At 40.5% G+C, this 12,521-nt stretch carries 12 protein-coding genes and 10 tRNA genes; 5 read left to right on the top strand and 17 right to left on the bottom strand.

What is annotated here, in order from left to right; genetic code table 11:
• Positions 1–40 precede the first annotated feature (40 nt).
• Positions 41–1,549 (bottom strand): leucyl aminopeptidase, encoded by a 1,509-nt coding sequence (gene pepA / locus PVK71_RS13530; protein WP_274419328.1) that lies wholly within the window; start codon positions 1,547–1,549, stop codon positions 41–43.
• Positions 1,550–1,739: 190 nt separating this feature from the next.
• On the opposite strand from pepA, the gene lptF reads away from it, so the two are divergent.
• Positions 1,740–2,852 (top strand): LPS export ABC transporter permease LptF, encoded by a 1,113-nt coding sequence (lptF, locus tag PVK71_RS13535; protein ID WP_274419329.1) that lies wholly within the window; start codon positions 1,740–1,742, stop codon positions 2,850–2,852.
• The gene (gene lptG, locus PVK71_RS13540) at positions 2,845–3,921 is read left to right on the top strand and encodes an LPS export ABC transporter permease LptG (protein WP_130046905.1); all 1,077 of its coding nucleotides are present in this window, start codon (positions 2,845–2,847) and stop codon (positions 3,919–3,921) included. The genes lptF and lptG overlap by 8 nt, the downstream gene beginning before the upstream one ends.
• 69 nt (positions 3,922–3,990) lie before the next feature.
• Here lptG and PVK71_RS13545 read toward each other — a convergent pair whose 3' ends face one another.
• A complete protein-coding gene (locus PVK71_RS13545) occupies positions 3,991–4,455 on the bottom strand; it encodes an RDD family protein (RefSeq protein ID WP_165366842.1) in 465 nt (154 codons plus the stop codon).
• Between the two features lie 179 nt (positions 4,456–4,634).
• On the opposite strand from PVK71_RS13545, the gene PVK71_RS13550 reads away from it, so the two are divergent.
• Positions 4,635–4,719: transfer RNA gene (locus PVK71_RS13550), tRNA-Leu, on the top strand.
• Positions 4,720–4,849: 130 nt separating this feature from the next.
• On the opposite strand, the gene PVK71_RS13555 is transcribed toward PVK71_RS13550, so the two are convergent.
• From PVK71_RS13555 to mutY, 14 genes are all read right to left on the bottom strand, one after another.
• A complete protein-coding gene (locus PVK71_RS13555; RefSeq protein ID WP_045102898.1) occupies positions 4,850–5,107 on the bottom strand; it encodes a DUF2999 domain-containing protein in 258 nt (85 codons plus the stop codon).
• A gap of 21 nt (positions 5,108–5,128) precedes the next feature.
• Entirely contained in the window at positions 5,129–5,515 is a 387-nt protein-coding gene (locus tag PVK71_RS13560; RefSeq protein ID WP_274419330.1) for a diacylglycerol kinase, read from the bottom strand.
• 108 nt (positions 5,516–5,623) lie between these two features.
• Positions 5,624–5,699, bottom strand: a tRNA-Asn gene (locus PVK71_RS13565).
• Between the two features lie 7 nt (positions 5,700–5,706).
• A tRNA-Phe gene (locus PVK71_RS13570) sits at positions 5,707–5,782 on the bottom strand.
• 7 nt (positions 5,783–5,789) lie between these two features.
• A tRNA-Thr gene (locus tag PVK71_RS13575) sits at positions 5,790–5,865 on the bottom strand.
• 73 nt (positions 5,866–5,938) lie between these two features.
• A tRNA-Asn gene (locus tag PVK71_RS13580) sits at positions 5,939–6,014 on the bottom strand.
• Between the two features lie 32 nt (positions 6,015–6,046).
• Positions 6,047–6,122, bottom strand: a tRNA-Thr gene (locus tag PVK71_RS13585).
• Between the two features lie 43 nt (positions 6,123–6,165).
• Positions 6,166–6,241: transfer RNA gene (locus tag PVK71_RS13590), tRNA-Asn, on the bottom strand.
• 6 nt (positions 6,242–6,247) lie between these two features.
• Positions 6,248–6,323: transfer RNA gene (locus tag PVK71_RS13595), tRNA-Phe, on the bottom strand.
• Between the two features lie 7 nt (positions 6,324–6,330).
• Positions 6,331–6,406: transfer RNA gene (locus tag PVK71_RS13600), tRNA-Thr, on the bottom strand.
• Between the two features lie 76 nt (positions 6,407–6,482).
• Positions 6,483–6,558: transfer RNA gene (locus tag PVK71_RS13605), tRNA-Phe, on the bottom strand.
• Positions 6,559–6,667: 109 nt separating this feature from the next.
• Positions 6,668–7,804: a membrane-bound lytic murein transglycosylase MltC gene (mltC, locus tag PVK71_RS13610; protein WP_130086932.1), complete on the bottom strand. Its 1,137-nt coding sequence runs from the start codon at positions 7,802–7,804 to the stop codon at positions 6,668–6,670.
• A gap of 137 nt (positions 7,805–7,941) precedes the next feature.
• Positions 7,942–8,214 (bottom strand): oxidative damage protection protein, encoded by a 273-nt coding sequence (locus PVK71_RS13615; protein ID WP_130046902.1) that lies wholly within the window; start codon positions 8,212–8,214, stop codon positions 7,942–7,944.
• A 2-nt stretch (positions 8,215–8,216) separates the two neighbouring features.
• Positions 8,217–9,269 carry an A/G-specific adenine glycosylase gene (gene mutY, locus PVK71_RS13620; protein ID WP_274419331.1) on the bottom strand — a complete coding sequence of 351 codons (1,053 nt, stop codon included), beginning with the start codon at positions 9,267–9,269 and terminating at the stop codon, positions 8,217–8,219.
• A 218-nt stretch (positions 9,270–9,487) separates the two neighbouring features.
• On the opposite strand from mutY, the gene trmB reads away from it, so the two are divergent.
• Positions 9,488–10,204 (top strand): tRNA (guanosine(46)-N7)-methyltransferase TrmB, encoded by a 717-nt coding sequence (gene trmB, locus PVK71_RS13625; RefSeq protein ID WP_130046900.1) that lies wholly within the window; start codon positions 9,488–9,490, stop codon positions 10,202–10,204.
• Between the two features lie 130 nt (positions 10,205–10,334).
• Positions 10,335–11,255, top strand: a complete 921-nt coding sequence (glsB, locus tag PVK71_RS13630; RefSeq protein ID WP_130046899.1) for a glutaminase B — start codon at positions 10,335–10,337, stop codon at positions 11,253–11,255.
• A gap of 104 nt (positions 11,256–11,359) precedes the next feature.
• On the opposite strand, the gene hemW is transcribed toward glsB, so the two are convergent.
• The gene (gene hemW, locus PVK71_RS13635) at positions 11,360–12,520 is read right to left on the bottom strand and encodes a radical SAM family heme chaperone HemW (RefSeq protein WP_274419332.1); all 1,161 of its coding nucleotides are present in this window, start codon (positions 12,518–12,520) and stop codon (positions 11,360–11,362) included.
• Between the last annotated feature and the right edge of the window lies 1 nt (position 12,521).

The raw sequence follows: 12,521 nt of genomic DNA on the forward strand, positions 1-12,521 counted from the left end.
GGGCCATTTAGAGGCCCTTTATATCATAAAACGAAGTGATTTATTCTACGTTTTCTTGGCCTGAACGATTCAGTAAGAACTGGACAAGCAATGAGACTGGTCGGCCTGTTGAGCCTTTATTAGCACCAGAGACCCAAGCGGTTCCCGCACTATCAATGTGAGCCCAGTGGTATTTCTTAGCAAAGCGAGCTAGGAAACAACCTGCAGTGATAGTACCTGCTGCCTTTCCGCCAATGTTAGCCATGTCTGCAAACGGGCTGTTTAATTGCTCGTTGTACTCTTCAGACATAGGTAAACGCCAAGCGCGATCACCTGATTGCTCAGAGGCATTAATAAGTTCATGAGCTAAAGGATTGTGGTTTGCGATTAAGCCATTGATATGATGACCAAGTGCAACAACACAAGCACCTGTTAATGTTGCCACATCGACAACACACTCAGGCTCATAACGCTCCACATAAGTCAGTGCATCACACAGTACCAAACGACCTTCAGCATCAGTATTTAATACTTCAACTGTTTGACCTGACATCGTGGTTAAGATATCACCAGGACGATAAGAATTACTGCTTGGCATGTTTTCACAACCAGCAAGAATACCTACAACGTTTAATGGCAGGTTAAGCTGTGCTAGCGCTTTCATTGCACCAAATACAGACGCAGCACCACACATATCGTACTTCATCTCATCCATACCATCACTTGGTTTGATAGATATACCGCCTGAATCGAAAGTCAGACCTTTACCAATAAGTACGATAGGTTTCGCGGTTGGATCAGAATGGCCTTTATATTCCATAATCGACATCATAGATTCATTATGAGAACCTTGACCAACGGCTAAGTAAGACGTCATGCCTAGTTTCTTCATCTCTTCTTCACCGATAACTTTAGTCGTTACGGTTTCATAATCGTCAGCAAGACGACGAGCTTGAGAAGCTAAGTATGCAGGGTTTGCTACGTTTGGTGGCATGTTGCCTAAATCTTTCGAGGCTTTTACACCAGAAGCAATAGACAAACCATGGTTGATTGCTTTTTCACCTAAGTTTAGTTCACGGCGAGTTGGTACATTAAATACTAACTTGCGTAATGGACGGCGCGTCTCAGGTTTATTGCTCTTAAATTGATTAAAGGTATATAGGCTATCTTTAGTAGACTCAACAGCTTGGCGAACCTTCCAGTACGTATCGCGACCTTTAACGTGAAGCTCTGTTAGGAAACATACCGCTTCCATAGAGCCTGTTTCATTTAGTGTGCTGATGGTTTTCTTGATGATATCTTTATATTGACGTTCACCAAGCTCACGTTCTTTACCGCAACCTACTAATAAAACACGCTCAGAAAGAATATTTGGTACTTGATGCAATAACAGCATTTGGCCCGGTTTACCTTCTAGATCACCACGACGAAGTAATGAACTAATGTAACCGTCGCTAATTTTATCGAGCTGTTCTGCTATTGGAGATAAACGACGTGGTTCAAAGACACCAACAACGATACAAGCGCTGCGTTGTTTCTCTGGACTGCCACTTTTTACACTGAACTCCATGCGTACTCCTACATCCTAAAGACAAATAGAACTAAATGTTAGATAATGAGCAAAATCTAGCTAGATACTATACTATGTAGTGTTCCGATTTCGCAGGCTAACATCTAGCCAAAGATTAAAAAATAAATGGTTTACACGGAAATTATAGTGATTCTGGCAAAAATACAAGTTTTCTATAGGTAGATTCGACGTGATTATTATTAGATATTTGATCAAGGAGACATTAAAGAGTCAATTTGCGATCTTTTTTGTGCTTTTTTTGATCTTCATGAGTCAAAAGTTTATTAGCATTTTAGCGGATGCTTCTGATGGTGACATTCCTGGTGGTTTGATTTTGTCTTTGGTTGGTTTGAATATGCCAGCAATGGGCTTATTGATGCTTCCATTGAGTATTTTTATTGGTATTTTGCTTACCTTTGGTCGTCTCTATGCGGAGAGTGAAATAACAGTAATGAATGCGACAGGAATGGGAAACTCGATTCTTATTCGTGCCGCATTATATCTGGCTTTAATCACCGGAGTTGCTGCTGCGGTAAACTCATTGTGGTTGTCTCCTTGGAGCCAGGAAAAAACCACTCAATTAATGGAAACGGTTGAATCGGATGCCGGTATTGATTTACTGCAAAAAGGTCAGTTTCAACGTTCTCCAGATGGTAAAGCTGTTGTATTTATTGATGATATCAGCAACAAAAATGGTAAGCAGCTAGAGAATATATTTTTAGCTCAGCCAGTACCACATGAGTCATTACGTCCAAGCGTACTCGTCGCTGAAAAAGGGGTAGTTAAAGAGCTTCCTGATGGTCGTCAGGTCTTAGATTTACAAGACGGAACGCGTTATGAAGGGATACCAACTCGTTTGGATTATCTTGAAAGTAACTTCAAATCTTATGAGCTCTTAATTGGGCAAAAAGAAGTGAAAGAAAAACGTAGAGACTGGGATGCGATACCGACATTAGATTTAATCAAACGTGGTGAGTTGGAAGCAAAAGCAGAACTACAATGGCGTATTTCTTTGATTATTTGTATTCCATTATTAACCATGGTTGTTGTGCCTTTATCTGCCGTTAACCCACGTCAGGGGCGCTTTGCGAAGCTAGGGCCAGCGGTTCTTTTGTATCTTGCCTATTTCTTATCATTAAGTGCAGGAAAGTCAGCCATTGAAGATGGGGGATTAGCACCCTATGTTGGATTGTGGGCCATTAATGCCGTGCTATTAATTATCGGGATTGTATTGAACTCAATGGACAGTGTGTTTGTAAGGCAATTGAAAGAAAAAATGCGGAGAAAACCAAAACATGTTTAAGATTTTAGATTGGTATATTGGCCGTACAATCATTGCGACCTCTGCATTATGCTTGGTTACCTTGGTTGGTTTATCTTCAATTATCAAATACGTTGAGCAATTACGTAAAGTGGGTAGAGGGACATACGATCTTCTCGATGCGTTGTATTTTGTTATTTTAAGTATGCCTCGTGATATTGAAATGTTTTTCCCAATGGCAGCATTACTTGGCGCCTTGATCGGCCTTGGTATGTTAGCTGCAAGCTCTGAATTGGTGGTAATGCAAGCGGCAGGCTATTCAAAGCTGGATATTGGTATCTCAGTACTGAAAACGGCTATTCCTCTAATGTTAATCGTCATGGCATTAGGGCAATGGGGCGCACCGCAAGCACAAAAGATGGCGCGTGATTTACGAGCATTCGCTACATCTGGCGGTAATATTGCAGCGGTGAGAGCTGGGGTCTGGGCAAAAGATGCCAATGATTTTATTTATTTAGCCCGAGTGGATAATCAAGCTAAGCTTTACGGTGTGACGGTATGGCAGTTTGATGATGAGCATAAATTAAATAATATTTTATTTGCGCGTAAAGCGGATTATCAATCTAAAGATGCGGGTTGGATGCTGAGTGATGTTTCTATTACTCAGATGAAAAATGAAGCAAAAATCAGTGAAAAGAAAGTGGATACGTTGAATTGGGCTACGACATTAACACCAGATAAGTTGGCGGTGGTAACGGTTAAGCCTGAAGAGCAGTCTCTTACTGGTCTTTATGATTATGTGAATTACTTAAAAGATTCAGAGTTAGATGCAGCACGTTATGAGTTGGCATTTTGGCGTAAAGCACTGCAGCCTATATCGGTTGCGGTAATGATGCTCTTAGCGCTTTCATTCGTGTTTGGTCCATTACGAAGTGTTACTATGGGGGCTCGTATTTTATCTGGTGTGATTGCAGGCTTTACCTTCTATATTTCAAATGAAGTGTTTGGCCCAATGACATTGGTATACAACATTCATCCGATATTCGGCGCTTTAGGGCCCAGTTTGATATTTTTATTTATAACCTTAGGGTTACTAAATAGAAAGCTTTAACGTAAAAAGGAGATACTGCAGAGTATCTCCTTTTTTATATGTGCTGTTATTTACTACGATTGGTATTATTTAAACTGCTTTATCTAAAACGATAACACGAGTTTTTGCCCAAGTATCTTGAAACGCTGCATTGTCTTTAGAGATAAACACAAGCAGGTTGCCCAAACCAAAAGCTGAAGTCGACATACGAATAATCGCTTGAGTTAGGGTGATTGGTGAGCCATCAAGCTGCTGTACTTGAAGTTTCCAAGCGCGCATTCCAAGCGTTTGGCCTTTACACCAAAAGTAAGCAAAGAAGCCTACAAATATAGAGATAAGAGTAATTGGGTAAAGATTACGCCATAATGGGTCATGGTTTAAATAAGAGCTTACATCTGGAAAGTCACCATAACTAATGATCCCTGCACCATAAAGCATTTCAAGAGTAGCGACGATAGCGCCACCAGTTAGCATCATGATAGCGCTGATGATTAATGTATCGTAGAACCAAGCTCCCATGCGACGCATAAAGCCCGCTTGTTTTTGTGTTGTCATTTTATCTTCCATAAATTAAAAAACTGGCAGCAGTATAACGATAGTGAAAGCAAAAATAAAAATCAGATTGTAAATAAATGCTGATTATTTCAGCAAACAAAAAACTAAGAGTAATAAAGAGCTTGCGCCAAGATCATCTCTGAGTATAATCAACCACATCAAGCAGCAATGCTGATAAAGCCGGTATGGTGAAATTGGTATACACGACGGATTCAAAATCCGTTTCCGAAAGGAGTGGCGGTTCAAGTCCGCCTACCGGTACCATATTTAAACGATAAAGCCTCGATGAAAATCGGGGCTTTGTTGTATCTGGGATATAGAAAGCACAGCATCGATCTCTCGATATAAAAAGCCCAACCGAAGTCAGGGCTTTAGTGTTGCTCATTAAAAAGGTTTATTGATTCTCTTCAAGCTTTGCTTTTGCTTCTTCTACTTTAGAGAAATCTAAACCTAGTTCTTCAACTGCTTCTTTAATTAAGCTTGGATTTGTCATCACTTGCATCATTAGTGGTTGCAGCTTTTCTTGGGGAATACCTAAGCTTTGAATGATAGCCATTGCTGCTAATGGATTTTGTGTTAGCGTTTGAAATACTTCAGCGATCTTCTCATCACTAACATTGTGTTCTTTTAATGTTTGAATAATAGGGTTCATTAGAATCGTCCTTATAATTAATTAAAGGTAGTTGCTGCCTAGGATCATTAACCAAGTAAAGCCAGCAAAGCACAGAGCGACAAATACAGCCGCAGAGCCAATATCTTTAGCTCTGCCACTTAATTCATGATGTTCGGGGCCTATACGGTCTACAACCGCTTCTATAGCCGAGTTTAAAAGCTCAATCATAAAAATAAGAACAAACACACCAACCAATAAGATTTTTTCTATTACAGTCACATCTAAAAGTAGGGCAATAGGAGTTGCAATAACGAGCATCGCTAACTCTTGGCGGATGGCTGCTTCGTGTTTAAAAGCAGCTTTAAGACCTTGAATAGAAAAACCTGTCGCTTTGATTACACGCTTGATACCAGTGTTGCTTGGTTTTCCTGATGGAGTATCAGTCATTGTTTAACCTTAGATGAAGAGCCAATACGAATGGAAGGTATGGTAGTGCTGCATTTAATAAATAACAAGCATAAAAAAAGCCTCATCAAATGATGAGGCTTTTTAATATGGCTCCCTTTGCTGGACTTGAACCAGCGACATACGGATTAACAGTCCGCCGTTCTACCGACTGAACTAAAAGGGAATTGTAATGGTGCCTCGAGGCGGAATCGAACCACCGACACGAGGATTTTCAATCCTCTGCTCTACCGACTGAGCTATCGAGGCAAAAAAATGGTGCCGACTACCGGAGTCGAACTGGTGACCTACTGATTACAAGTCAGTTGCTCTACCTACTGAGCTAAGTCGGCACACTTAATTTTTTTGCTATCACTGAATTAAATCAGTAATAAAAAAACTCATCCTAAGACAAGATTTTGAATATGGCTCCCTTTGCTGGACTTGAACCAGCGACATACGGATTAACAGTCCGCCGTTCTACCGACTGAACTAAAAGGGAACAGATTTTGTGTTCTTCTTACAAGGAAGAAATGGTGCCGACTACCGGAGTCGAACTGGTGACCTACTGATTACAAGTCAGTTGCTCTACCTACTGAGCTAAGTCGGCACTAATTTTTTATTAATCTTTAAACTATAAAGACTAAATTGTATGGCTCCCTTTGCTGGACTTGAACCAGCGACATACGGATTAACAGTCCGCCGTTCTACCAACTGAACTAAAAGGGAATTGTATGGTGCCTCGAGGCGGAATCGAACCACCGACACGAGGATTTTCAATCCTCTGCTCTACCGACTGAGCTATCGAGGCAAAAGAATGGTGCCGACTACCGGAGTCGAACTGGTGACCTACTGATTACAAGTCAGTTGCTCTACCTACTGAGCTAAGTCGGCACACTAAATTCTTTTGACTATTCGTGATCTAGCATTTATTTAATAAATCTAGAACTACACCAACAATCTTATTGTATGGTGCCCGGAGGCGGAATCGAACCACCGACACGAGGATTTTCAATCCTCTGCTCTACCGACTGAGCTATCCGGGCAACGAGCGCTATTAAACGGATTTTTGCCTCAACCGTCAACTTTTTTTTTCAAAATAGTCTCTTTTTTTGATTGTTTGATTGATAATTCATCGAATAGGCGATTTTATCGCTAAATCTTCCCTGAATTAAACTCTTTTTTAAACGCGGTAACCTTCTCTAAATAACGACGAGCTTCCGCATTTTTGTGTTTTTTGGTTAAAGCCCAATAAACTTGATTTGGATTTAAGCTATTAATATCTTGAATTGCACGACTTCGGCTACTACTAAAGGTAGTTAATACGCCACCAGCTCCACCATTATAGGCTGAAATCATGCTGTATTGTTTAGACACTGGATTACGAATGTCTTTTAAGTAACGTGTTTTTAAAATATAGAAATAAGCCGTTCCAGTATCAATGTTGTTATGAGGGTTGAAAAGATACTCGGGTGTTGGATCTCCCGGTTTATTCTTAACTAGCTTAAATACATCACGGCCTGCTGTTTTAGGAACCACCTGCATTAAGCCGTACGCATTTGCCCAACTTACCGCATAAGGGTTAAAACTACTTTCGGTTCTAATAATAGAATAAATGAGATCTTCAGGGATGTCATAACGTTGAGATGCACCGCGAACAATATCAGCATATTGATATTCTCGTAGCTGAGTGTGGTTTTTAACCATAGGGATATCAACATAGTAAGCTTTTTTATAGTCAATATTTTTGGTTTTTAAATGGTGAGCAATGAGGTAATCAGCATAACGGCTAGCACGCCAAGACCATTCAATCGGTTTATTATCCTGATCGACAACCTGTTGGTATAAAAACGGCTTTCCACCGAGAGTCACTGCTGCATCAGAGTAAAGATCGACACCAGCAGGGTCATCAGGCGTTAAAAGGGTGGTAATAATAGCTTGGCGTAAATGTGCTTTCGGCTCTGTTCCTGCGACAGTTTCAACAGTGACTTGACCCGTTGAAAAGTTAACTTGAGAGCGACTTAGATAACCATCAGTGTATTTTACGTAAGAGCTTTTTCCGGCAATTACTAAGTTATTTTTTCCCCAGCGTTTTTCAACATTACCGCTAAAACTACTAATAAGCGAATCTAACGCTTTAATATCTTTAGTGAATTGGCCAGGTAAAGGCGCTAGATTTTTGGCAAAACGGTTAGTGGTATCGTAGTTTACCCCAAAAGTAGATTCTATTGATTCTCGGCTACAACTGGTAAGAAAAAGGCAAGCGGAAGCAATCAGGATAATTTTTTTCATAAAAACAATATAGATAAGAATTCAATAATTAGATTAACGGCAGAAGTGCATATACCCAAGCACCTTGAGGTTACTTGGGTATAGTACTGAAATAGATAAAAATAAAGCAGTCATTAGACTGCTTTATTTAGTATAAATTATTCGCTTGGTGGTGTGTAGCCATCGATAACAACGTCTTTGCCATCAAACAGGAAACCTTCCATTTCTGTTTCTAGCAATTTACGGTGCTCAGGATCCATCATGTTCAATTTCTTTTCATTGATCAGCATCGTTTGTTTATGCTGCCATTGAGCCCATGCTTCTTTGGAGATGTTATCAAAAATACGCTTACCTAGTTCACCAGGGTAAAGTTGAAAATCTAGGCCATCGGCTTCTTTATTTAAAAGAACGCAAAATACAGTGCGACTCATGGTTATTCTCCATTAGAAATTTCGAACGGTAAAGCATCCAGCAGTTTTTGAACTGGCGCTGCTAATCCTACCGTCATTGGTTGGGATAAGTTATACCAAACTCCACGCGTTCCTTCCATCACCATGTTCGGTTTCTTGTTCAGAGTGATAAGTACGGGAGTTATATCTAGGTGGTAATGACTAAAAGTATGACGAAAAGCAATCAATTGCTGGCTTGATTTTACGTCCATACCATAACGATCAGAGAGATCATTTAACGTATTTTCTGGTTGTTCAGGGAAACAATATAATCCTCCCCAGATACCAGTTTGAGGTCGCTGTTCTAGTAACACCTCACCATCATGATAGTAGATAGCAAACCATGCCTCTTTGGTTGGTTTATCTTTTTTAGGTTTTTTAGTCGGAAACTCTAATTGACGATCTTGGGCTTTGGCTTGGCAAAGGTCATTGACTGGGCATAATTCACATTTGGGTTTAGAGCGAGTACATACCATTGCACCCATATCCATCATGGCTTGATTATAACGCTCAACACCTTCTTTAGGAGTATGTTCTTCTGCTACCTCCCACATGGCATTCTCAACGGATTTTTTACCAGACCAACCTTCAATAGCAAAGCAACGAGATAAGGTTCGCTTTACATTACCATCTAAAATAGGGTGGTGTTGTTTTAATGATAATGACAAAACAGCGCCAGCAGTAGAGCGCCCAATACCGGGAAGAGCAATGACTTCTTCAATGGTTTCTGGAAACTTCCCATTATATTGTTCAGCAATGATCTGTGCCGCTTTATGTAAGTTTCGGGCGCGAGCGTAATAACCAAGTCCAGTCCATAAATGCAATACCTCATTTTGTTCCGCATTGGCTAAATCAACAACCGTTGGGAAACGAGCCATGAAGCGTTCAAAGTAGGGAATAACAGTAGTAACTTGGGTTTGTTGTAGCATGATTTCTGACAACCATACTTTATAAGGCGTTTTATTTAATTGCCAAGGCAAGGTCTTACGGCCGTAATTGTCGTACCACTCTAGAATGGCGTGAGAAAAAGAAGTCATGACATGCTCGATCATATTTTTATAATTAACTGTGATCTCATCACACTGTGGTGGCTTTGTACACCCGATAGAAAATAGGGTTATTAATTAAGGGAGATAATTACCTTAATTGAGCTTGTTTATAGCGAAAAGCAAAGATAATACTTGAACACTGAGCTAAACTTTGGATAATGCCGGATCCACAATCCTTGTTCAGAGAATAACCAGGTTATCCAATCATGACTGAAGTGACTAAAAACGACTTTACCGAAGAAGGTAAAATTGTTCGTAAAATTCGCAGCTTTGTACGCCGCGAAGGACGTTTAACGAAAGGCCAAGAAGGCGCTATTACTGAGTGCTGGTCTAACATGGGTATCGATTTCGTTGAGCAAATGCTTGATTGGAACGAGGTGTTTGGTAACAACAACCCTGTCGTTTTAGAAATCGGTTTTGGTATGGGTGCATCTTTGGTTGAGATGGCTCAGAACTCTCCTGAGAAAAACTTCTTAGGTATTGAAGTTCACCGTCCTGGCGTTGGTGCTTGTCTTGCAGCAGCAAAAGAAGCTGGCGTAACAAATTTACGTGTTATGTGCCACGATGCAGTTGAAGTGTTTGAATCAATGATCCCTGATTCATCGGTAAGCACACTGCAACTGTTCTTCCCTGACCCATGGCATAAAGCTCGTCACCATAAGCGTCGTATCGTTAAGGCTGAGTTTGCTGAGATGATCCGTCCTAAGCTGATTGAAGGTGGTATCTTCCACATGGCAACAGACTGGGAAAATTACTCAGAGCATATGATTGAAGTAATGAACGCGGCACCAGGTTATGAGAATATCGCTACCGATGGCGATTTCATTCCTCGCCCTGATGAGCGTCCGTTAACAAAATTTGAAGCACGTGGCCACCGTTTAGGTCATGGCGTATGGGATATTAAATTCCGTCGTAACGCATAATCCGTTTATTTTCAAACGGTATGACAGCGCATGATAAGCGCTGCATGGCTCTGATGCCAATTTAAATAAGTACTAAAGCCAACCTTTGTGTTGGCTTTTTTGTCCTTGCTATCAAAAGGAAGTAAAAATAATGAAGCCAACAAAACAAATATTAGATGATATTTTGAATGAAGTGCGTCCTCTTATTGGACAAGGAAAAGTAGCGGACTATATTCCAGCACTGGCTTGTGTTCCGAGTGATAAATTAGGCATTGCCGTATATACCAACGATGGTGAAGTCATTATCTCTGGTGATGCAGAAGAGTGTTTTTCGATTCAATCAATCTCAAAGGCATTGAGTTTAACGCTTGCTATGGAGTTATATCAGCCTGAAGAATTATGGCAACGCGTTGGAAAAGAGCCTTCAGGACAGGCATTTAACTCATTGATTCAGCTTGAAATGGAGCAGGGGGTTCCACGCAATCCTTTTATTAATGCTGGTGCGATTGTTATTTCAGATATGCTCTACAGTCGATTTTCTGCGCCTAAACACAGACTATTAGAATTTGTACGTAAGCTCTCAGGTAATGAACATATTATGTATGATCGAGCGGTAGCGAATTCAGAAATGGATCACAGTGATCGAAATGCATCGATTGCCTATTTGATGCGTTCATTTGGTAACTTCGATAATGAAGTGATGCCAGTATTAAAGAATTACTTTCACGCTTGTGCGCTAAATATGAGCTGTGTTGATTTGGCAAGAACGTTTGGCTATTTAGCCAATAAAGGCATTCAACCAGAGACAAATGAGTTCATCGTAACGCCAATGCAGAGTAAACAAATTAACGCTTTAATGGCGACGTGTGGTTTATATGATGGTGCAGGTGAGTTTGCGTATCGTGTTGGTATGCCAGGTAAATCGGGTGTTGGTGGTGGTATTATCGCGATAGTTCCTGGTGAGATGACGATAGCGGTATGGTCGCCAGAGCTTGATCCATCAGGGAATTCGTTAGCTGGCACTAAAGCGTTAGAGCTGCTTTCAGAGCGTATTGGTCGTTCGATATTTTAAGATAAGAGCAGGTTTCAGGACGGTTGCAAGCTCCCTAAAGGTTTCAGGAAAAGATTTTTAAGCTCTTACTGAAACCTTTAAGCGAAGCGATCTGAACCTTGCTTTTAATCCTCATCCCCCATAAACGCTTCCAACATGTCATTCAAAAACAGTTTCCCATGCTCTGTGATCTGCCAGTGCGTTTCGGTTTCATCGAGATACTTCTTCTCTTTCGCCCAATCAATTGTCTCTTGAATCGATTCAAAACCTAATCCAGTTTTATCAATAAAATCTTGTTTAGGACATGCTTCTAACAGGCGAAAACGGTTCATGAAAAACTCAAAAGGTCTATCGTGATCCATAACCTCTTGTTCATCAATTAAGTAAGGTTTTGTTAAATCTAAGAAGCCACGTGGATGCTTGATTTTTGTGGTACGAACAATGCGACCATCAGTAAAACTCAGCTTACCATGAGCCCCACAACCAATTCCTAAGTAGTCACCAAAACGCCAATAATTCAAATTATGGCGGCACTGATAACCGACTTTACTGTAGCCTGAAATCTCATATTGAACATAACCAGCGTCAGCAAGAATTTGGTGACCTTGTTCAAAAATATCCCATAAATCATCATCATCTGGCAACGTTGGAGGCTTATAATAAAATACCGTGTTTGGTTCAATCGTCAGCTGATACCAAGATAAATGTGGCGGATTAAGGTCAATCGCTTGTTTTAAATCAGACAAGGCATCATCAATACTTTGGTTCGGCAATCCGTGCATTAAATCAAGGTTGAAGCTGTTTAATCCGGCTTCATGAGCAAGGCGAGCTGCACGAATGGCTTCATCTTTACCGTGAATACGTCCCAGTTTTTCTAACTTCTCTTGCTGAAAACTTTGCACACCAATGGAGATGCGATTAACACCTGCTTCACGATATTCAATGAATCGACCAGCCTCTACGGTTCCAGGGTTTGCTTCCATTGTGATTTCAATGTCATCAGCAAAAGGCAAGCGTTTTTCAACTTCGGTCAATAAACGCTTAATCTCAGGAGCGGTAATTAAGCTTGGTGTACCACCACCAATAAAAATAGAGTGCAGCTTACGTGATTCATTTTGTATATCATAACGCGCAAGATCGGTATCAAGATCGTCAATTAACGCTGAAATATATTGTGCTTCAGGGATTGTCGTTTTCAATGCATGAGAATTGAAATCGCAATATGGGCATTTTTGAATACACCATGGAATATGAATGTATAAGCTTAGTGGTGGTGGAACTAGCATT

It is taken from the genome of Aliivibrio sp. S4MY1, assembly GCF_028765545.1.
GTDB lineage: Bacteria > Pseudomonadota > Gammaproteobacteria > Enterobacterales > Vibrionaceae > Aliivibrio.